Origin of the sequence: Rhodanobacter aciditrophus (genome assembly GCF_050026795.1) — a bacterium.
Taxonomy (GTDB): domain Bacteria; phylum Pseudomonadota; class Gammaproteobacteria; order Xanthomonadales; family Rhodanobacteraceae; genus Rhodanobacter_A.
In genome coordinates this window covers 528,337-549,066 of record NZ_JALBWP010000010.1, presented here as the reverse complement: position 1 = coordinate 549,066, position 20,730 = coordinate 528,337, and the positions used below count along the sequence as shown (strand labels likewise).

At 69.2% G+C, this 20,730-nt stretch carries 12 protein-coding genes; 7 read left to right on the top strand and 5 right to left on the bottom strand.

Going from position 1 to position 20,730, the window contains the following annotated elements; all coding sequences use genetic code 11:
- The first annotated feature begins 25 nt into the window (after positions 1-25).
- From ACQGNW_RS07280 to ACQGNW_RS07270, 3 genes are all read left to right on the top strand, one after another.
- On the top strand, positions 26-1,843 hold the full coding sequence (locus ACQGNW_RS07280; RefSeq protein WP_426662468.1) for a tetratricopeptide repeat protein: 1,818 nt from the start codon (positions 26-28) through the stop codon (positions 1,841-1,843).
- Between the two features lie 67 nt (positions 1,844-1,910).
- Positions 1,911-3,572, top strand: a complete 1,662-nt coding sequence (locus ACQGNW_RS07275; RefSeq protein WP_426662467.1) for a trehalase family glycosidase — start codon at positions 1,911-1,913, stop codon at positions 3,570-3,572.
- 243 nt (positions 3,573-3,815) lie between these two features.
- Complete coding sequence (locus ACQGNW_RS07270) at positions 3,816-5,210, top strand: sigma-54-dependent transcriptional regulator (RefSeq protein WP_426662466.1); 1,395 nt, start codon at positions 3,816-3,818, stop codon at positions 5,208-5,210.
- 921 nt (positions 5,211-6,131) lie between these two features.
- On the opposite strand, the gene ACQGNW_RS07265 is transcribed toward ACQGNW_RS07270, so the two are convergent.
- The 4 genes from ACQGNW_RS07265 to ACQGNW_RS07250 all read right to left on the bottom strand — a co-directional run bounded on the left by ACQGNW_RS07265 (position 6,132) and on the right by ACQGNW_RS07250 (position 12,418).
- On the bottom strand, positions 6,132-7,694 hold the full coding sequence (locus ACQGNW_RS07265; protein WP_426662465.1) for a response regulator: 1,563 nt from the start codon (positions 7,692-7,694) through the stop codon (positions 6,132-6,134).
- A gap of 33 nt (positions 7,695-7,727) precedes the next feature.
- Complete coding sequence (locus ACQGNW_RS07260) at positions 7,728-8,174, bottom strand: response regulator (RefSeq protein WP_426662464.1); 447 nt, start codon at positions 8,172-8,174, stop codon at positions 7,728-7,730.
- Positions 8,171-9,967, bottom strand: coding sequence for a sensor histidine kinase (locus ACQGNW_RS07255; protein ID WP_426662463.1), 1,797 nt, complete (start codon positions 9,965-9,967; stop codon positions 8,171-8,173). Before ACQGNW_RS07255 ends, ACQGNW_RS07260 begins: the two co-directional genes overlap by 4 nt.
- 114 nt (positions 9,968-10,081) lie before the next feature.
- Complete coding sequence (locus ACQGNW_RS07250) at positions 10,082-12,418, bottom strand: GH92 family glycosyl hydrolase (RefSeq protein WP_426662462.1); 2,337 nt, start codon at positions 12,416-12,418, stop codon at positions 10,082-10,084.
- A gap of 146 nt (positions 12,419-12,564) precedes the next feature.
- Between ACQGNW_RS07250 and ACQGNW_RS07245 the strand changes: the two genes are divergently transcribed.
- Genes ACQGNW_RS07245 through ACQGNW_RS07230 form a run of 4 tightly spaced genes read left to right on the top strand, consistent with a single transcriptional unit; the run spans position 12,565 to position 17,195 of the window.
- Positions 12,565-13,623, top strand: a complete 1,059-nt coding sequence (locus ACQGNW_RS07245; RefSeq protein ID WP_426662461.1) for a LacI family DNA-binding transcriptional regulator — start codon at positions 12,565-12,567, stop codon at positions 13,621-13,623.
- A gap of 22 nt (positions 13,624-13,645) precedes the next feature.
- Complete coding sequence (fucP, locus tag ACQGNW_RS07240) at positions 13,646-14,968, top strand: L-fucose:H+ symporter permease (RefSeq protein ID WP_426662460.1); 1,323 nt, start codon at positions 13,646-13,648, stop codon at positions 14,966-14,968.
- Positions 14,969-14,976: 8 nt separating this feature from the next.
- Positions 14,977-15,951: a carbohydrate kinase family protein gene (locus tag ACQGNW_RS07235; protein WP_426662459.1), complete on the top strand. Its 975-nt coding sequence runs from the start codon at positions 14,977-14,979 to the stop codon at positions 15,949-15,951.
- Between the two features lie 11 nt (positions 15,952-15,962).
- Positions 15,963-17,195 carry an AGE family epimerase/isomerase gene (locus tag ACQGNW_RS07230; RefSeq protein ID WP_426662458.1) on the top strand — a complete coding sequence of 411 codons (1,233 nt, stop codon included), beginning with the start codon at positions 15,963-15,965 and terminating at the stop codon, positions 17,193-17,195.
- Between the two features lie 173 nt (positions 17,196-17,368).
- On the opposite strand, the gene ACQGNW_RS07225 is transcribed toward ACQGNW_RS07230, so the two are convergent.
- Positions 17,369-20,371 (bottom strand): TonB-dependent receptor plug domain-containing protein, encoded by a 3,003-nt coding sequence (locus ACQGNW_RS07225; protein WP_426662457.1) that lies wholly within the window; start codon positions 20,369-20,371, stop codon positions 17,369-17,371.
- Between the last annotated feature and the right edge of the window lie 359 nt (positions 20,372-20,730).

Sequence of the window (20,730 nt, the reverse complement as noted above, 5' to 3'; positions counted from 1 at the left end):
GGACTGACGGGCCGGAAAGCATCCCATGGCCACGCCTTCAGCTGCGCTGCTTGAATCCATGCGCCGGGCCGGCGCACTGCTGCAGGCCGGCGACCTGCGCCACGCCCACGAGCTGCTGCAGGCCGCCGTGGCGGAACACCCGGATTGCGCCGAGGCGCTGCGCCTGCTCGGCGGCCTGCGCCAGCACTTCGGCGATGCCGAAGGTGCGGAGGCATTGCTGCGCCGGGCGCTGGCGCTCGACCCGGGCTGGGCGCCTACCCTCGCCACGCTGGGCGAGCTGCTGCTCAACGCCGGCCGCGATGCGGAAGCCGAGCCGCTGCTGCGGCGGGCGGCCACGAAACTGCCGCAGGCCGCCCTGCGCCTGGCGCGCCACTGCAACGACAACCAGCGTCCGGCCGACGCGCTCGTCCTGCTCGCACCGTTGTGCGCCGCCGGCAATGCCGTCAGCGCCGAGCTGGCCACGCAGCACGTGGCGGCGCTGGCAGCGCTGGGCCGTCACGACGAGGCCGTCGCGCGCTACCGCCGCGCGGCGGAAGCCGCACCGGACGATCCGGCCGCCGCGCAGGCACTGGCGATCGCGCTCGGCGCGGCCGGCCGGCACGCCGAAGCCGAAAGCACCGCCGCGCGAGCCATCGCGCTCGGCACTCCGGACGCCGCTGCTCGTTTCACCCGCGCGCGCAGCCTGGTCGCGCTGGGCGAGTTCGCGCGCGCCGAGGCGGACCTGCGCGACGGCCTGCGGCTGGAGCCCCGCCATGCCGAGGCGCACGACCATCTTGCCCGGCTGGTCTGGATGCGCAGCGGCGACCTCGCCGAGACCACAGCCACGCTCGACGCCGCGCTGCGCCAGTTCCCCGGCGACACCGCGCTGCTCGCCGCCAGGGCCGCCATCCTGCAGGGCGCGGGCGACGCGCGCGGCGCCTACGCCTGCCTTGCCGAAGCCGCCGCTCGCACACATGTCGCGCCGGCGCTGCTGGTGCGCGCGGGGCTCTCCGCCCTCGAGTTCGATCCGGCCACTGCGCTCACGCTGGCAGGACGTGCGCTGCGTCTTTCGCCCGCCAGCACGGCCGCGCGCAGCCTGCTGGCCGCGGCCCTGCTCGGCACCGGCGACGCCCGCGGCGCGCTCGCGCACTGCGATGTCCTGCTCGCCGGCGCACCCGACGACCAGTACCTGATCGCGCTGCAGACCACCGCATGGCGGCTGCTCGGCGACGCGCGCCACGACGCGTATTGCGACTACGCGCACCTGGTGCGGCGGTTCCGCCTGCAGGCGCCGCCGGGCTGGGCCGATCTCGCCGGCTTCCTCGCCGACCTCAAGCGCAGCCTGGAACGCCTGCACGACCCGCAGGGCCATCCGCTGCTGTTCCAGTCGCTGCGCCACGGCACCGAGACCACCGGGGACCTGGCGCGTTACGCCGACCCGGTGATCCAGGCGCTGTTCAAGGCGTTCGACGCGCCGATCCGCGACTACCTCGCACACATCGGCCACGGCGACGATCCGCTGCGCCGGCGCAACCGCGGCGACTACCGCTACAACGGCAGCTGGTCGGTGCGGCTACGCAGCGCGGGCTACCACACCAGCCACGTGCATCCGCGCGGCTGGATCTCCTCGGCCTGCTACATCGACCTGCCCGACGGCATCGCCGGGGCCGCCACGCCGGACGGCTGCCTCGCCTTCGGCGAGCCCGGCATCGTCACCGTGCCGCCGTTGCACGCGCAGCACGCGGTGCGCCCCGCGCCCGGCGAACTGGTGCTGTTCCCCTCCTACCTCTGGCACGGCACGGTGCCGTTCCGCAGCGCGCAGGCGCGGCTCACCGTGGCCTTCGATGCGGTGCCACAGGCATGAAGCCGGCGCGCACGCCTCCACGCGCCGTATCGCGCATTCCCCGTCACGTCCCGCCGGGAGCACACCCATGAAACTCCGTTCGTGCCTCGCCACCGCCCTGCTCGCATTGCTGTCCACACCCGCGGCCGCCGCCACGCCCGATGCCGCGAAAACGCTGGACTACATCCACCGCGCGTGGCCCACGCTCACGCGCCGGATGGACGACTGCTCCGCCTTCGGCAAGGGACCGGGCGACAGGCAACTGGCGGTCTATCTGCCGCAGCGGCTGCCGATGCCCGCCGATCTGCCGCGCATGGCGAAGGCCTGTCACGTGGAAGTGCGGCGGCTGCCGCGCGTGATCCGGCAGATCGGCGACGTGGACGCCGCGAAGCTGCCGGTGCAGGGCCTGCTCTACCTGCCGCACCCCTACGTGGTGCCCGGCGGCTTCTTCAACGAGATGTACGGCTGGGACAGCTATTTCATCGAACTGGGCCTCATCGCCGACCACCGCGAAGCGCTCGCGCGCGACATGGTGGACAACGCGCTGTTCGAGGCGGCGCACTACGGCGGCGTGCTCAACGCCAACCGCAGCTACTACCTGAGCCGCTCGCAGCCGCCGTTCCTCGGCGCGATGATGCGCGCCCTGCTCGACGACCCGGCCGGCTTCCATGACGACGCCGCGAGGCGCGCCTGGCTGGCGCAGGCCTACCCGCTCGCCGTGCGCAACCACGACGTGTGGATGCGCCCCGGACACCGCGCCGGCGACACCGGCCTCGCGCGCTACTTCGACTACGGCCACGGCCCGGTGCTGGAAGCGCGCGACGCCACCTACTACCAGGGCGTGATCCGCTGGCTGCTGGCGCATCGCGCGCAGGACCCCGGCTACCTGGTCAAGGCGCCGCAGCATCCCGACGACGCCGAGGCGGCACGGCTGGAGACCGCGAGCTGCAACGTCGCCGCGTCGCAGGTGTGCGCCGACGCCTGGGTGGACGGCTACCGCCTGACGGCCGACTACTACCTCGGGGACCGCGCGATGCGCGAGTCCGGCTTCGACGTGAACTTCCACTTCGGCCCGTACGCCGGCCTCACCCACCACTACGCGCCGGTGGGACTGAACAGCCTGCTCTACCGCTACGAACGCGACCTGCACGATTTCGCCGTCGAACTCGGCAGGACCGCCGACGCCGCACGCTGGGCGCGGATCGCCGCGGCGCGCAAGGCAGCCATGGACAAATACCTGTGGCAGCCCGCGCAGGGCATGTACATGGACTACGACTTCGTGGCGGGCAAACCCTCGGACGATCCCTACCTCACCGCGTTCTATCCGCTGTGGGCCGGCGCCGCTTCCACCGCGCAGGCGCAGGCGCTGCGTGGCAAGCTGGCGCTGTTCGAGCGGCGCGGCGGCCTCGCCATGAGCACGCGCGCCACCGGTGCGCAGTGGGACGCACCCTATGGCTGGGCGCCCACGAACTGGCTGGCCATCGCGGGCCTCGACGCCTACGGCTTCCACGACGACGCACACCGCCTCGCCGGCAAGTTCATGGCCACCGTGGACCGCAGCTACGCCAGCGACGGCACGATCCGCGAGAAATACAACATGGCGCGCGGCGACGCCGACGTGCGGATCACCGCCGGCTACACGCAGAACGTGGTCGGCTTCGGCTGGACCAACGGCGTGTACCTGAAGCTGCACCAGTTGCTCGGCGGCGGCAGCGGCAAGCCCGTCAGCCAGCCGGCTGCGACCCGGTGAATTCCATCGGCGCGGCGCGGGGAGATCCCCTGCGCCATCGGCGCCTCCCGCGCCCCGCCCCGCCGCCGGTCGGCCCCCGCTCGCCACAGGCAGCGGTCGAGCAGATGCGCGGCACGACGGCTCCGTCGCCATCGCCGTCCTCCACCGGCACTGGCCGGCCTGCCGGGCGCGGGCTCCCGCGCTTTGCCCCCTGTCGGCGCGGCGGGTATCCTCACCGGCAACGCCGCCACCACCCCACAAGCCATGAGCCAGCAGACCGTCCTGGTCATCGACGACGAGCGCGACATCCGCGAACTGCTCACCATCACGCTGGGGCGGATGGACCTGCAGGTCGACGCCGTGGGCACCGTCGCCGAGGCGCGCCAGGCGCTGGCCGGCAAGACCTACGACCTGTGCTTCACCGACATGCGCCTGCCCGACGGCAACGGCCACGAGATCGTCGAGCACATCGCGGCCAACCACCCGGACATGCCGGTGGCGATGATCACCGCCTACGGCAACGTGGACGCGGCGGTGAACGCGCTGAAGGCCGGCGCGTTCGACTTCGTCTCCAAGCCGGTGGACATCCAGATGCTGCGCCAGCTGGTGCGCACCGCACTGCGGCTGGCCGAGGAGCGGCGCACCGGCAAGGCCGCGGCGAAGGCCGGCAACGCGGGCGAACGGCTGATCGGCGACTCGCCGGCGATGCAGCAGGTGCGCGCCACCATCGCCAAGCTCGCGCGCAACCAGGCGCCGGTGTACATCGCCGGCGAATCCGGCGTGGGCAAGGAACTGGTGGCGCGGCTGATCCACGAGCAGGGCCCGCGCGCCGGCGGCCCGTTCGTGCCGGTGAACTGCGGCGCGATCCCGTCCGAGCTGATGGAGAGCGAGTTCTTCGGCCACAGGAAGGGCAGCTTCACCGGCGCGCACACCGACAAGGAAGGCCTGTTCCAGGCCGCCCACGGCGGCACGCTGTTCCTGGACGAGGTGGCCGAACTGCCGCTGCACATGCAGGTGAAGCTGCTGCGCGCGATCCAGGAGAAGGCGGTGCGCCCGATCGGCGCGCGCGAGGAAGTGCCGGTGGACGTGCGTATCCTCTCCGCCACGCACAAGAACCTCGCCGCGCTGGTCGAGCAGGGCCAGTTCCGCCAGGACCTGTTCTACCGCATCAACGTGATCGAGCTGCGCGTGCCGCCGCTGCGCGAACGCCGCGGCGACGTGCCGCTGCTGGCCAACTTCATACTGCAGGGCCTGGCACGCAAGGACGGCGGCAACCCGCGCCAGCTGCTGCCCGAGGCTCGCCAGGCGCTGGAAGCCTACGATTTTCCCGGCAACGTGCGCGAGCTGGAGAACATCCTCGAGCGCGCCACCGCGATGTGCGACGGCGAACGCGTCGACGCCGACGACCTGATGCTGCCGCAGCGCATGCCGCGCACGGAGGCCACGCACGCCGTCCCAGGCCAGCCCGCCCCGGCCGCACCGCCCCCGCCGAGCGCCACCGGCGACGGCGGGCTGGACGACTACATCAGCAACCTCGAGCGCGGCGCGATCATGAAGGCGCTGGAGGAATCGCGCTACAACAAGACCGCCGCCGCGAAGAAGCTCGGCATCACGTTCCGGGCGCTGCGCTACAAGCTCAAGAAACTCGGCATCGACTGATGCCGCTTGCAACCCTCTCCTTGCCGGAGAGGAAGTTGGGTAAGGGGTCGTCCTTCACCACACGCCGCCACGCGCGAGCCTCCCCTCGCCCACCTGTGGGATAGTGGGTCGGGGGAGAGAGGCTCTATGCTCTTCTCTCGAAAGTTTCAAAGCGGTTTCGTGCGCCTGCCGGCGCCCGAGTTACTTTTCTCTTGCGTGGCCAAGAGAAAAGTAACCCAAAGAGAAGGCCACCCCGGGGCGGCGCTCTCCGGGCCTCCTGCCCTGCGAGTGCGTGAGGCGACGCCGGGCTTTTCGAGCGGGCTCCTGCCCGCGCGAAAAGGCGAGTCCATCCGTGGCCTCGCCCGCTGCGCGGCCTGTTCGTCCCTGCCTCACCGCCGCCCAGGGGCCCCGGAGAAGCAGCGCGCTCCCGGCGCGCAGATGCAACAGCAACCGCCAGAACGAAGCGACAGCAAGGCCAGAGCAAAGCGAGAGCCAAGCCAAGGCGGCCTACGCGCCGCGAGGCTTCGCCCCCTCAGTCCCCAGATACGTCGCAATGTGGCCGCCACGTCTATCGCATAGGCGGGAGTAGCTCCAAAGCCATCGACACGCCGGGCTTGTATTCCCGGTGGATCGAACCAGGCCATTTCTCTGGGTTACCTCTCTTGACTCCGGGCATCCTGTGCCCTCCGCCCTTCGGGCCGGCTTCGCCGTTCGCCGCCGCTCCTGCGGCGGCGTGGGCCAGCAAAGAGAAGGGACTCGGGCGCCGGCAGGCGTCCGAAACCGCCTTGTCCCTTGCGGCCAGGCGGACGAAACCGCCCCGTCGCTGGTGATGACCCTCGGGCAAAACCCACCTCCCGCACGTGAGAAAGGGAAGTGCAGCGAATCGCGAGCACCCGCCCCTCACCCAACCCTCTCCCCAGCGGGGAGAGGGCTTGTGCGATGTCAGTCCATAGTGCTCGCCAGTGCCAGGCGCAACGTGCGCAGCAGCTTGCGCGTGGTGACCGGCTTGTCGAGCACGTGCAGGCGCGGCAGCGGCGGCAGTTCGTCGAGCTGCGGAGGGGCGTCGGGGCGCACCAGCATCACCACCGCGCCGTCGTAGCCCTGTTCGATCAAGGCGGCCAGCGTGCGCACGCTGGTGAACAGGTTCATGTCGGCGTCCATCAACACCAGGTCGGGCAGGCCGTGCGCGCCGATCCACTGCAAAGCGGCGGTGCCGCTCTGGCTGGCGCTGGCCTGGTAGCCCCAGGCATCCAGCGTGTCGCTGAGCAGGGACAACTCGCTGGCCGCCTCAGCCACCACCAGCACCCGCTCGGCGGCGCCTTCGAGGCTGTCGCTGTCGTCGCCGTTCGCCTCGGCGGCGTCAGCCGACGGCTCCTGCAGCGGAATGTAGAGATCGAAACGGGTGCCGCGGCCCGGCTCGCTGTCCACTCGCATCACGCCGCCGTGGCTGGCCACGATGCGCCGGCAGGACACCAGGCCCAGCCCGGTGCCGTTCTCCTTGGTGGTGAAGAACGGCTCGAACAGGCGCGCCAGCACCTCGTGGCTCATGCCGGGGCCGTTGTCGATCACGCTGAGGCACAGGTGGCGGCAGATATGCGGCTCCTCGCCGGGAAGGAAGAAGTCCGCGGCCAGTCGCTGCTGCGCGGTCTCGATGCGCAGCTCACCGCCTTCCGGCATTGCCTGGATCGCGTTGAGGCAGAGGTTGAGCAGGCATTGCTGCAGCTCGGTGTGATTGCCGGCGAACACGAGCTCGGGCGCGTCGACCGCCATCTCCATGCGGATCGTGCGCGGCACGCTGCCCTTCAGCAGCAGGCCCAGCGCGTCCATCAACGCGCCGAGCCGCACCTGTTCGGCGCGGCGCGCGCCGCGCGCGAAGGACAGCATGGACTGCACCATCTCCAGCCCGCGCTTGCCGCAGTCGCGCACCAGCTCGCCCAGGCGCGCCACCTGCGGATCGTCGGCGCGGCCGCGCAGGCTCTCGCCCGCCAGCAGCAGCGGCTGCAGCAGGTTGCGCAGATCATGGCTGAGGCCACCGGCGAGCATAGCCAGGCTCTCGAAACGCTGGGCACGGATCAGCTCGGCCTGTGCGCGCTGGCTGGCGCGCCGCTCGGCGGCCTCGGCCAGTGCGCGGCGCACCGCGCTGGCGAGGCGGGCGGGGTTCTGCTTGAGGATGTAGTCGGTGGCGCCGTTGCGCAGCGCCTCGATCGCCGCCTCCTCGCCCAGCGTGGCGGAAACGAAGATGAAGGGCAGCTCCGTGTCGCGCTGGCGCAGCAGCTCCAGCGCGCGCTGGCCGGAGAAGCCCGGCAGGCTGAGGTCGGACAGCACGATGTCGGGCCGGAACTCGCGCAGCGCGACGATGTAGGCCTCCTCGTCGTCGACCACCTGTGCGTCGTGGACGAGCCCGTCGTCGTCGAGCTCGGCCAGCGCCAGCTCGGCGTCGTTGCGGTTGTCCTCCACCAGCAGCACCCGGATCGGGCGCGTGTCGCTGCCGTGCGAACCAAGCATGTGCCGAACTCCTCCTGCCGCGATCGGGCCGCCTCAGTCCTGCTCCGGCGCCTGGTTCAGCACCGCCCAGAATTGCCCCAACGTGCGCACCGCGGTGAAGAACTGGTCCACGTCCACCGGCTTGATCACGTAGGCGTTGACGCCGAGGTCCCAGCTGCGCGCAAGGTCGCTTTCCTCGCGCGAGGAGGACAGGATCACCACCGGGATGCGCCGCAGCCTCTCGTCGGCGCGCATGCGCGTGAGCACCTCGAGACCGTCCATGCGCGGCATCTTGATGTCAAGCAGCACCACCGCCGGGTCGCCCGGCTCGCGCGTGGCCCAGTCGCCGCGGCACTGCAGCCAGTCCATGCACTCCACGCCGTCCTGCAGGTGCACCACCGGGTTGGCGAGATTGGCCTCGCGCAGCGCGTCCAGCGACATTTCGGCGTCGGCCATGCTGTCCTCGACCAGCAGGATGCTGCGGATGTGGCGATTGATCATGAAGGCCTCTCGATGGATGTGCCGGACAGATCCCGTGCCGGCAGGGTGAAATGGAAGCGCGCGCCGCGGTCCGGTTCGGCCTCGGCCCATACCCGGCCACCGTGGCGGGCGAGGATGCGCCGCACGTTGGCCAGGCCGATGCCGTTGCCGGGGAAGTCCGAGGCGCGGTGCAGGCGCTGGAACACGCCGAACAGCTTGTCGGCGTACTGCATGTCGAAGCCGGCGCCGTCGTCGCTCACGATGAACTCGTAGTCGCCGTTGCGGCCGCGCTGCATGTCCACCGCGATGTGCGCCACCTCGCGCCGCCCGGTGTACTTCACCGCGTTGCCGATCAGGTTCTGCCACACCGTGCGCAGCATGTTCTCGTCGCCCACCACGATCGGCAGCGGCGCGATCGACCACACGATGCGCCGCCCGGGCGCCTCCGACTCGCACAGCGCGCGCGCCTCCTCGGCCAGCGACTGCATGTCCACCGGCTGCAGCCGCAATGCGCCGCGGCCGAGGCGCGAGAACACCAGCAGGTCGTCGATCAGCTGCGCCATGCGCTGCGCCGAGTTGCCGATCACGTCGAGGTAGTGGCTGCCGGTCTCGTCCACCCGCTCGCCCAGGTGCTGGCGCAGCTTGCGCGCGAAGCCGGCGATGTGGCGCAGCGGCGCGCGCAGGTCGTGCGAGACGGAATAGCTGAACGCCTCCAGCTCGCGGTTGACGTCGGAGACCTGCGCCACCTTGCCTTCCAGCTGGTGATTCAGCTCGTTGACCTTCTGCTCGGCCAGCGCGCGCGCGGTGACATCGCTCACCGTCAGCAGCAGCGCCTGCGCGTCGCTGTCCTGCTGCTGGATGCGCCGCGCGTTGATCACCACGTGGCGCTCCACGCCGTCGGCGGTGCGCTGCACCAGCTCGTAGTCCCACAGCTCGCGGTTGCGCAGCAGCACGTCGTTGAGCCGCTGCAGCAGCGCGCCGTCGCTCCAGGCGCCGTCACCGATCTGCGGCAGCGGCAACGCGCGGTGATGCTTCGGATCCAGTCCGTACAGCTCGCTGAAGGCGGCATTCACCAGCAGGCTGCGCAGCTGCTCGTCGAACAGCGCGATCGGCTCGCGCACCGCCTGCACGATCATCTGCGAACGCAGCACCGCTCGGCCCTCGCGGGTTTCCGCCAGCTGGCGCCTGCCGATCTGCCGCTCGGACGAGATCACCACCACGATCAGCAGCAGCAGCTGCGCCAGCGCGGTGAGGCCGAGCACGAACTGGCTGCGCTCGACCTGCTGCGCGACGTCGCGGGTGCGTTCGGCCAGCAGGCGGTCCTCGGTATCCGCGATGCCGTCGATCAGCACGTGCATGTGGAACAGGTCGCCGGTGTCGCGCAACGACTGCCGCGCACCGGCGGCGTCGCCGGCATGCAGCCGCGCCAGCGCCTGGTCGACCAGCGTGATGCGGCCGCTGGTGACGCTTTCCAGCGCGCCGATGCGCGCCTGCTGGTCGGGGTTGTCACGGGTGAGGTTGCGCAGCTGCTCCAGCAACGCCGGCACCTGGGCCTTGGCGCCGCTGGCGCGCTGCTCGGTCGGCGCATCGCCGTCGCCGGCGAGGATGCGGTAGCTCGCCGCCTCGCTGTCGCGGACCAGGTAGGCGATGCGGTAGGTGAGCGCCTTGACCGTGCTGGCGTGGTTGAGCCAGAGGTTGGCCTGCTGCGTCTCGTCCGCCATCACGCGGGTGACGAGGTACGGCAGCGCCACGATGGCGACCATCGCGAGCAGCAGGCCGGCGACGCGCCAGCGCAGCAGACCCCTGACTTTCATTGGACAGTCGTCACTGGCGGCTCCCGCTCGGCGGCACCAGGCCGTTCCGGGCACCGGGCTATTCTGCGCAGGTTTGCCTCCCGCCACCAGCCCGGCGCAGTGGCGGGATGGGGGTCATCGCGGATAGGGGCTCATCGCGGCTGGCCGCGCCGCCGCCGCCGTGCCCCATTGCCGGTTCGGGCTGGCCTGCATCACGAAGCGCAGCTCGCCGCCGGCGAGGATCTCGCCATGGCGCAGGTAGACGCGCTCCAGCGGTTTGCCGTTGAGCGTGACCCGGCCCACGTAGGGATGCGCCGCGTCCAGGTGTTCGGCCACCACGGTGAAGGCATGGCCGTTGGTCAGGTGCAGCACCGCCTTCGGCACGAACGGCCGGCCGATCGCGTACTCGTCGCTGGCCGGCGTCACCGGATAGAAGCCCAGCGCGGTGAACACGTACCAGGCCGACATCTGGCCGAGGTCGTCGTTGCCGGCCAGGCCATCGGGGCGCGCGGCGTACTGGCTGTCCATGATCTGTTTCAGGCGCTGCTGCGTCTTCCACGGCGCGCCGGCGTAGTCGTAGAGATAGGCGATGTGGTGGCTGGGCTCGTTGCCGTGCGCGTACCAGCCGATCAGGCCGGTGATGTCCTCCACGTTCTTGAAGTGCGCAGGGTCGACCCTGGCGTCGAAGAGTTCGTCGAGTTTGGCGACGAACCTCGCATCGCCGCCCATCGCGGCGATCAGCCCGGCCACGTCCTGCGGCACGTACCAGGAGTACTGCCAGGCGTTGCCTTCGGTGTAGTCGCTGCCGTAACCGGCGAAGGTGGGATCGAACGGAGTGCGGAACTGGCCGTTGCTCAGCTTCGCGCGCATGAAGCCGCTCTGCGGGTCCCACGCGTTGCGCCAGTTCGCGGCGCGCTTGTCGAACTCGCCGGCAATCCTTGCCTTGCCCATCGCCTTGGCCATCTGCGCCAGCGACCAGTCGTCGTAGGCGTACTCCAGCGTCTTGGAAGCGGCTTCCGGCTCCTTGTCGATCGGTACGTAGCCGAGCTTCATGTAGTCGGCCAGGTCGCCGTAGGGACCGTAGCTGGCGCTGGCCACCATCGCCTTCAGCGCCTGCCCCGCATCGAAGCCGCGCACGCCCTTGATGTAGGCGTCGGCGATCACCGGCACCGCGTGGTAGCCGATCATGCACCACGTCTCCAGCCCCTGGTACGCCCACACCGGCAGGATGCCGAACGGGCTGGCCTGCTGCGCGGCGACCAGCGAGCGCACGAACTGCGAGCTGAGGTCGGGCCGCAGCAGCACCATCAGCGGCTGCTGGGCGCGATAGACGTCCCACAGCGACCAGCTCGAATAGAAGTCGAAGCCGTCCGCCTTGTGCACCGCGTGGTCGGGTCCGCGGTACTCGCCGTTGACGTCCATGCTCAGCGTGGGCGACAGCATCGCGTGGTACAGCGCGGTGTAGAACTGCGTGCGCTGGGTTTTCGTGCCGGACACGTCGATGGCCGACAGCGCCTTGTCCCACATCGCCGTGGCCTCGGCGCGGCGGGCGTCGAAGTCCCAGCCCCGGCCGTCCCGGTCGAGGTTGGCGACGGCGTTCGCCTCGCTCACCGGCGAGATCGCCACCTTCACCAGCAGCGGCTTGTCGAGCCGGCCGAAGTCGAACACGCCTTCCAGCGCACGGCCGTTCTCGGCGTCATGGTCCTCGGGCTGGTTGCCCGGGCCCTTGAAGCCCTTGTAGGTGACGTCCGTCTCGCGGTCGTACAGCGTGCGCGAGACCATCGGCTGCGAGAAGCGCATCGCGAAGCAGAGCTCGCGCCCCGGTGCCCAGCCGCGCGTGGTGCGGCAGCCGGTGACGGTGCCGTCCTTGCGCACGCGCAGGCGCGACCACAGCACCTTGCCGGGGTAGTCGTAGATGCTGGGGCGCAGGTCGAGCAGCAGGTGCGCCGGCCGGTCCTTCGGGAAGGTGTAACGGTGCCAGCCGATGCGCCGCCCCGCGGTCAGCTCGGCGCGGATGCCGTAGTCGCTCAGGGTCACCGCGTAATAGCCCGCCTGCTCCACTTCGCTGGCGCGGCTGAAGCGCGAGCGGTAGCCGCTGCCCGGCCGGTCCGCGTCGCCCGGGTCGAGCTTCACGTCGCCGGCGATCGGCATCACCAGCACATCGCCCAGATCCGAATGGCCCGAGCCGGAGAAATGCGTGTGCGAGAAGCCCATGATGGTGGGATCGCCGTACTGGTAGCCCGCGGCCCACCTGTACGCATGCTTGAAGTCCGGCATCGCGGTGTCGGGCGACAGCTGGATCTCGCCGAACGGCACCGTGGCGCCGGGGAAGGTGTGGCCGTCGCCGCCCGTGCCGATGCGCGGATCGACCGCCGCCGCATGGCCGCCCGACGCCACGGCGCCGCTGGACCAGAGGGCGAGGCCCGCCGCCAGCGCGGGTACCAGCCAGGCGTGCGTTGCGTGCTGTTTCATCGACTCTCCCCTTGCATCGCAATTTGGATCGTTCCAAGCTGCAGACGCTAACACCGGGTTGCGCACCGGCGCATGTTGCATCGCGGAACCATCTGCGGCGCGCTTCCGGTACATTTTGATCGTTCCAATCGACCACGACGACACGCATGGCCACGGACAGCACGCCTCACGCCAATCGCAAGATTACCCTCGCCGACATCGCCGCAGGCTGCGACGTGTCGCGCGCCACGGTATCGCTGGTGCTGCGCGGCAGCCCGCTGGTGAACAAGCTCACCCGCGCCCGCGTGGAGGAGGAGCTGCGCCGCCAGGGCTATGTCTACAACCGCGCGGCCGCCAACCTGCGCCGGCGCACCTCGTCCAGCATCGCCCTGGTGCTGAACGACCTCGCCAACCCGTTCTTCGCGGAGTTCGCCACCGGCGTGGACGAGGCGCTGGGCGCCGCCGGCTACGTCACCCTGCTCGGCAGCACCGGCGAATCCATCGCGCGCGAGCAGGCCGTGCTCGGCTCGCTGCTCGAACACGACCCGGCGGGCATCATCCTGTCGCCCGCCGAGGGCAGCGACGCCGGCCAGGTGCTGAAGACGATCGGCACACGCACGCCGCTGCTGCTGTTCAACCGCGAGCTGGCCGGCGCGGCTTCGCCGGATGCGCCATGGGACCGGCTGATGCTGGACAACCAGCGCGGCGCGCGGCTCGCCACCGAGCACCTGATCGCGCTGGGCCAGAAACGCATCGCGTTCTTCGGCGGCCACCAGAGCTCCAGCTCCTGCCAGCAGCGCCATGCCGGCTACGTCGAGGCGATGCAGGCGGCCGGCCTGCCGATCGAACCGCACTGGCGCATCGAATGCGCGCCGAACCGCGTGGACGCCGCGGCGCAATGCGGCGCACTGTTCTTCGATACCCCCGCGCCCACCGCGGCGGTCTGCTACAACGACGCGGTGGCGCTGGGCCTGATGCTGGGCCTGTACCAGCGCGGCATCAAGCCCGGCCGCGACTTCGCGGTCACCGGCTTCGACGACATCGCCGAGGCCGCGCTGAGCGCTCCGCCGCTCACCACGCTCGCCTCCACGCCGCGCGCACGCGGACGCCAGGCCGCCGAACTGCTGCTGCAGCGGCTGCGCGACCCGCAGGCGCAACCGCGGCGCACCGTCGCGCCGGTGCAGCTGGTGGTGCGCGGCAGCAGCTGCCCTCCGCCCAGCGCCTGACCCACATCGAATAGGGGACCCCATGGCCTTTGCCACACCGCCGTCCGCCACTGCTGCCCGCACGGGCAACGACAGCGGCCGCTACACCGACTATCCCGGCGCGCTGACGATCACTACCACAGTGTTCTTCATGTGGGGCTTCCTCACCGCGCTGAACGACAGCCTGATCCCCCACCTCAAGGCGGTGTTCGAACTGGACTACACCCGCGCGATGCTGGTGCAGTTCACCTTCTTCGGCGCCTACTTCCTGATGTCGCTGCCGTCGGGCCGGCTGGTGGCGCACCTCGGCTTCAAGCGCGGCATGGTGGCGGGACTGGCCATCGCCGGCGCGGGCGCGGCGGCGTTCTGGCCTGCCGCGCAGTGGCGCAGCTATCCGCTGTTCCTCGGCGCGCTGTTCGTGCTGGCCACCGGCATCACCGTGCTGCAGGTGGCGGCCAACCCCTACGTGGCGCTGCTCGGCCCGTCGCGCACCGGTTCCAGCCGGCTCACCCTGGCGCAGGCGCTGAACTCGCTGGGCACCACGCTGGCACCGCTGTTCGGCGGCTGGCTGATCCTCTCCGGCACGGTGCTGGGCAGCACCCAAGTGGCCGCGCTGCCGGCGGCCGAGCAACTGGCCTACCGCAGCCACGAGGCGCAGTCGGTGCAGGGGCCGTATCTCGGCCTGGCGCTGGTGCTGGTGCTGCTCGCAGTGATCGTGGGCCTGTTCCGGCTGCCTGTGCTGGCCGAAGCCACCGAACAGGCCGACCGCGAGAAGCACACCCTGCTCGATGCGCTGCGCCACCCGCATGTGGCGTTCGGCGTGCTGGCGATCTTCTTCTACGTGGGCGCCGAGGTGTCGATCGGCAGCTTCATGGTGAACTACCTGGCGCTGCCGGAGATCGGCCACATCAGCGAGCAGCAGGCGTCGCACTACGTATCGCTGTACTGGGGCGGCGCGATGGTCGGCCGGCTGGCCGGCTCGGCGCTGCTGGCCTGGCTCGATCCGCGCAAGCTGCTCGCCATGTTCGCCGTGATCGCCGGTGCGCTGGTGCTGACCAGCGTGCTCACCCACGGCGACGTGGCGATGTACAGCATCATCGCGGTGGGCCTGTTCAACTCGATCATGTTCCCCACCATCTTCGCGCTCGGCATCGAGCGGCTGGGGCCGCTCACCGACAAGGCGTCCAGCCTGCTGATCATGGCCATCGTGGGCGGCGCGCTGGTGCCGGTGGCGCAAGGCGCGCTGGCCGACGCCATCGGCATCCAGCACGCCTTCGTGCTGCCGCTCCTGTGCTACGCCTACATCGTCTTCTACGGCCGTCGCGGGTCGAAGGTCCGCGACGTCGCCGCCGCAAGCTCCAGGTAATCCCGTTCATGCATTCCATACTCTGCTTCGGTGAAGCACTGATCGATTTCCATGCCGAGGGCCGCGACCCGCACGGCTATCCGCGCGCCTTCGTGCCGTTCGCCGGCGGCGCGCCCGCCAACGTGGCGGTGGCGGTGGCCAAGCTCGGCGGCGTCGCGCGTTTCGCCGGCATGCTGGGCACCGACCTGTTCGGCGACCTGCTGCTGGACAGCCTGCACCATGCCGGCGTGGACACCCGCGACGTGGTGCGTACCGGCGAGGCGAACACGGCGCTGGCCTTCGTGGCGCTGGACGCGCACGGCGAACGCAGCTTCAGCTTCTACCGTCCGCCTTCGGCCGACCTGCTGTTCCGCCCGCAGCATTTCCGTGCCGACGCATTCGCCGACACCGCGGTGTTCCACGTCTGCTCCAACAGCATGACCGAGCCGGCCGCTGCGGAGACCACCCGCGAAGGCATGCGCCGCGCCCGCGCCGCCGGCGCCCTGGTCAGCTTCGATCTCAACCTGCGTCCCGCGCTGTGGCCGCGCGACGCGGACATCCACGCGCAAGCCTGGCCGGCGCTCGAACTGGCCGACCTGGTGAAGCTGAGCGCCGAGGAATTCGCCTGGCTGGCGGCGGACGGCGAAGCCTCCGCGCTCGAACGCCTGTGGCGGGGCCGCACGCGTCTGCTGGTGGTCACCGACGGCCCGAATCCACTGCGCTGGTTCCATCCCGACGCCGAGGGCGAACTGCCCGCCTACCACGTTCCCGCGGTGGACAGCACCGCGGCGGGCGACGCGTTCGTCGGCGGCCTGCTGCTGCAGCTCGCCGGGCAGGAGATCGGCGCCGCCGGACTCGACACCCTCGTTGCCACGCTGCCCCGCCTGCACGCCACCCTGCGCCATGCCGCCGCCGCCGGTGCGCTGGCCGTTACGCGGCAGGGCTCGTTCGCCTCGCTGCCGACCGCCGACGAAGTCCACGCCTTCATGGCATCCCACGCCTGAGTCCGATACGCATGAGCACCGTCCTCCCCCTCGCGCCGCTGCCCGACTTCCGTTCGCCTGCCTTCCTGCGCCGGCACATCGCCGACACCATGGCGTTCTACCACCCGCGCGCGATCGACCCGGCCGGCGGCTTCTTCCACTACTTCAAGGACGACGGCACGATCTACGACCGCAGCCACCGCCACCTGGTGAGCAGCACGCGCTTCGTCTTCAACTACGCGATGGCGGCGATCGAGTTCGGCGACGACGCCGGGCTCGCCGCCGGGTACCGCGACGCCGTGCGCCACGGCCTGCGCTACCTGCGCGAGGTGCACCGCAACGCGCAGACCGGCGGCTACGCCTGGACGATCCGCGACGGCGCGCCGGAGGACCGCACCAACCACGCCTACGGCGTCGCCTTCGTGCTGCTGGCCTACGCCAGCGCGCGCAAGGCCGGCGTCGCCGAGGCCGCCGCGTGGATGGACGAAACCTGGGACTTGCTGGAACGCCGCTACTGGGACGCCGGCGCGGGCCTGTACCGCGACGAGGCCGACGCGGAGTGGAATTTCAGCGGCTACCGCGGCCAGAACGCCAACATGCACATGTGCGAGGCGATGCTGGCCGCCTACCAGGCCAGCGACGAGGTGCGCTACCTCGATCGCGCACTCACGCTCGCCGACCACATGACGCGCCGCCAGGCCGCGCTGGCCGACGGCCTGGTGTGGGAACACTACGACGCGCAATGGCGCATCGACTGGGAGTACCACAAGGACGATCCCAAGCACCTGTTCCGCCCGTGGGGCTTCCAGCCCGGCCACCAGACCGAGTGGGCCAAGCTGCTGATGATCCTCGAGCCGCTGCTGCTGGAGCGCAACCGCGAGGAACGCTGGATCGTGCCCACCGCGCGTCACCTGTTCGATACCGCGGTGAAGCACGCCTGGGATCAGGCGCACGGCGGCCTGTGCTACGGCTTCGCGCCCGACGGCAGCGTATGCGACGACGACAAGTATTTCTGGGTGCAGGCCGAATCGCTCGTCGCTGCCGCCCTGCTGCATGCGCGCACCGGCGACGGCAGCTACGCCGCGTGGTACGACAAGCTGTGGTCGTACTCGTGGACGCATCTCGTCGACCACGAATATGGCGCCTGGTACCGCATCCTCACGGTTGACAACCGCAAGTACAGCGACGAGAAGAGTCCCGCCGGCAAGGTGGACTACCACACCATGGGCGCGTGCCACGAGCTGTTGCAGCTGTACCGACGCTGATACCGCCCTCCTTACGTTCTTTCCGACGTCATGCCCGCGCAAGCGGGCATGTGTCTTTCTGCTGCCGCGCATATGCGCCTGCGCGGGCACGGGTCACGCGCGGATACCGCCACGCGGCCAAAAAAACGCCCCGGCAAATGCCGGGGCGCGGGGGAAGTTCAACCTGAGAGGGATCAGTTGAACTTGTAATCGAACGTGAGGAACATCTCGCGGCCGACGTATTCGTCGGCGGTCTGGTTCGTCGGGACGAACTCGAAGCCACCGGCGTAATACGGGATCGAAGCGACCTTGTCGAAGATGTTGGACACCGTGAAGGTCAGCTTGGTCTCCGGGTTGATCTGCCAGCCGATCGCGCCGTTCCAAGTGATCCACGGCGGGATGCGACCCTTGTACATGGTGTCTGCAACGGGCACTGTGTTGCCGTCCTGTGTCACCGTGCAAACCCCGGTGCTGTACACGGTGCCATTGGCCGCTGTGGCCGTGACCATGCCCGGCTGGATGCCATTGGGCAGCACATCGCAACCGCCATAGTTGTTGGCTCGCACGCTGCCGACGCGCACGCCGGAAATCGACACGTTCCAATCACCCTTGTGCCAGGTGCCGATCCACGAAATCCTGCTCGCCGCGTTGTTGTAGCGGGTGTTCAACAGCGGGTCGGAGGCCAGCACGCGCTGCTTGTACTCAAGGTTGTCGGTGTAGTTGATGCTGGTGGTGAAGTCGCCGTAATCGTCGCTGCGCCACTTGTAGTCCAGCGAGGCATCCACGCCGCTCACGTACAACGATGCCTCGTTGATCGGACCGGATTCCTCCGAAACGATCTGACCGGCCGCATTGCGCTGAACCATCTGGAGCACCATCTGGCAATACGCCGAGCCTGGCACGTGCGCCGTATACGGCGACAAGCCGGTTGAACCGTTCGCCTGAACGCCGGTAAGGCAACCGGCCTCGTCTTGCAACACGGTTTCCTTGCCGAGGTACTGGATGGCGTTGTCCACGCCCATGTGCCAGTAGTCGGCCGACACCGAAAGACCCTGTACGCCCGGGATCTGCCACACGAAACCGTAGGTCCAGGAGTGGCCGGTTTGCGGCTTCAACAAGCGGCTGCCGCTCGTGTACAAGGTGTAGTACTGCGATTGCGGGCGCTGCACGGTGGAACACCACGTGCTGTCGCTCACGCCCGCCTTGATGGCGTTGATACATTGCAGGGGATCGGTGTAATCGCCCACCGGCGAGGTAGCACCGGTCATGTAGATGGCCTGCATGTCCGGCGCCTTGAAGTTGGTGCCGTAGCTGCCGCGCAGCAACAGGCCGTCGTACGGGCGCCATTCGATGCCGGTACCCCAGGTGCGCGCGATGTCGGCGCTGCTGGCGTCGTGGTATTTGTCCACGCGCCCGGAGATGGTCCAGGTCAGCGAATTGAGCACCGGCACGCGGAACTCCGTGCCAAGCGAGTAGCGCTGGCGAGTGCCGGCACCGGTGTTGTCCGAATAGAACGGGTTCACGAACGTCGCCGAATCCGCCGCCCGTGCGTCGGGCGAAAGCCGGAAGCCGTTGTGCGCTGCTTCCAGCACCGCCGCCCAACCCACCGACTCATCCACCCACGGGAACTTGAACAGGTCGCCGTTGATGCGGAACTGCGCCTGGTCCAGCCACGACGATGCGGTGTCCTGGCCATTGACCGCAAACTGGCTGTACTGCTGCGGCGTGATGGGGTTCCACCACTGCTGCCAGTTCATGGCATAGATCGGGATGGTGTTGCCGCTACTGTCGGTGGTGGTACCCAGTTGCTTGCCGAGGAAGAAGTTGTTCGTGGCCGTCTGGTTGAAGGCCGTGTAATCCTCGCGCACGATGTACTTCTGGGTGTTGAGGCTCAGGTCCCAGTTGAAGTTGCCGTCGAACATGGTGCCGCGCAGGCCGCTCGTGATGTTCCAGTTCTGTTCGCGGTCATGGGTATTGCCCGAAGTGCCGATTTCCTGCGCGGTGAACTGGCGGATGGCATTGCTGATGACCTGTCCCGTAGACTGGTCGTAGAACTCGCCCGTACCCTCGCCCCACAGCTGGGTGTTGGAAATGCCAACAGTGTGGTAAAGGGCCGCCGAGCCGTAGAGCTGCAGGCCGTTGCTGAAGTCGTATTCGCCAGCCAGGTAGCCGTTTGTGCTGCGGCTGCCCGGCGTCAACACCCAGTTCTGGAACAGGGCAGGCTGCGAGCAGTAATAACCCCTGTCGGTCGTACCGGTGATCTGGGTGCCGTTGGTGGTGACCGTGTGCGACTGGCTCAACTGCGAGTTCGAGAACTTCCCGCAAGTACCCGCCGGCGGCGTGATGTACTGACCGTTGCCGTTCATCGCGGAGAGCGCGATGGCGCCGGACGCATCGTACTGGTAGCCGAACATGCGTGAGGCCGGCCCCCAGGCGCCGTAGCCTGCGGAAGACACCGAGTCCTGATACGGACGATCCATGCCCCACAATGCCGTGCGGTTGGATTTCTCCAGGTTGTAGAGGATGTGCCAGTTGTCGCCGGACTTGCCGCCGAAGAAGTTGATGTCGCCGTAGGCGCGGCCGCCACGCTGGGCGCCGCCACCGGTCACCTGCAGCTCGTCACCCTGGTAGTTCTTCTTCAGGATCACGTTGACCACGCCCGCCACCGCATCCGAGCCATAGATCGACGAGGCGCCGGACGCCAGGATCTCGACATGGTCGATCATGCCGGTAGGGATATTGCTGTAGTTCTGGAAATTGCTGCGCGCGTAGAGCGGCTGCGGGTAGTCCACCACGCGGTGGCCATCGATCATCAGCAGGCTGAAGCCGGGGCCCAGGTTACGCAGATTTAGCGGGCGCGCATTGACCGCAGTGGCACCCCAGGAAGCCGGATCCTGCACCTGCGGCCCCGCCTGCGGCAGCGAATCAAGGAACTCCCACATGGTGGTGAAGCCCTGGGCCTTGATCTGCGCGCCGCTGATGCTGACCACGGGCGTCGGACCCTCGATCTCCACGCGCGGGATCATCGAGCCGGTGACGGTGACAGCCTGCAGCTGCTTCGCCTTGGCCTGGTCAGGCTGCGTGCTGGACGAATTCGCCTGCGGCGAGCCCGGCTGCGCGGATGGGGCAGTGCCTGGCGATGCCTCCTGCGCCTGTGCGACGAACGGCGACAGCAAGGCGATGGAAAGTGCACTCACGAGTGCTGTGTGACGCAATGCGATGGCGTGACGCATGGAAACCCCTCCCTCAAGCATGTTTGTTGTCTGTGTTGTTGCGTGGCCGGGAGAGCCCCTGCTTCCCGGCCTTTCGTCAATCAGGTCTGGCGACCAAGGAACACATTTGGATCGTGTCAATCAATTGCGGCATAGCGCGCGCCATGGCCCGCGAAACGCCACGCAATACCCTCTTTTCTCTTGCCCTGCTGCCTGGACCGGGCAACCCCTGCCAGGTTTAGATCGATTCATATTTGAAACTATCACTCACCCATGAACGATGCAAGCGGCATTGCAATATGGCGGTCACCTCCATCGGGCAGGCCGTCACCGGATGGCACCAC

Bases quoted from the DNA above. Each gene is read 5' to 3' on its own strand.
- ACQGNW_RS07280 (WP_426662468.1), top strand. From the start codon at position 26: ATGGCCACGCCTTCAGCTGCGCTGCTTGAATCCATGCGCCGGGCCGGC.
- ACQGNW_RS07275 (WP_426662467.1), top strand. From the start codon at position 1,911: ATGAAACTCCGTTCGTGCCTCGCCACCGCCCTGCTCGCATTGCTGTCC.
- ACQGNW_RS07270 (WP_426662466.1), top strand. From the start codon at position 3,816: ATGAGCCAGCAGACCGTCCTGGTCATCGACGACGAGCGCGACATCCGC.
- ACQGNW_RS07265 (WP_426662465.1), bottom strand. From the start codon at position 7,694: ATGCTTGGTTCGCACGGCAGCGACACGCGCCCGATCCGGGTGCTGCTG.
- ACQGNW_RS07260 (WP_426662464.1), bottom strand. From the start codon at position 8,174: ATGATCAATCGCCACATCCGCAGCATCCTGCTGGTCGAGGACAGCATG.
- ACQGNW_RS07255 (WP_426662463.1), bottom strand. From the start codon at position 9,967: ATGAAAGTCAGGGGTCTGCTGCGCTGGCGCGTCGCCGGCCTGCTGCTC.
- ACQGNW_RS07250 (WP_426662462.1), bottom strand. From the start codon at position 12,418: ATGAAACAGCACGCAACGCACGCCTGGCTGGTACCCGCGCTGGCGGCG.
- ACQGNW_RS07245 (WP_426662461.1), top strand. From the start codon at position 12,565: ATGGCCACGGACAGCACGCCTCACGCCAATCGCAAGATTACCCTCGCC.
- fucP (WP_426662460.1), top strand. From the start codon at position 13,646: ATGGCCTTTGCCACACCGCCGTCCGCCACTGCTGCCCGCACGGGCAAC.
- ACQGNW_RS07235 (WP_426662459.1), top strand. From the start codon at position 14,977: ATGCATTCCATACTCTGCTTCGGTGAAGCACTGATCGATTTCCATGCC.
- ACQGNW_RS07230 (WP_426662458.1), top strand. From the start codon at position 15,963: ATGAGCACCGTCCTCCCCCTCGCGCCGCTGCCCGACTTCCGTTCGCCT.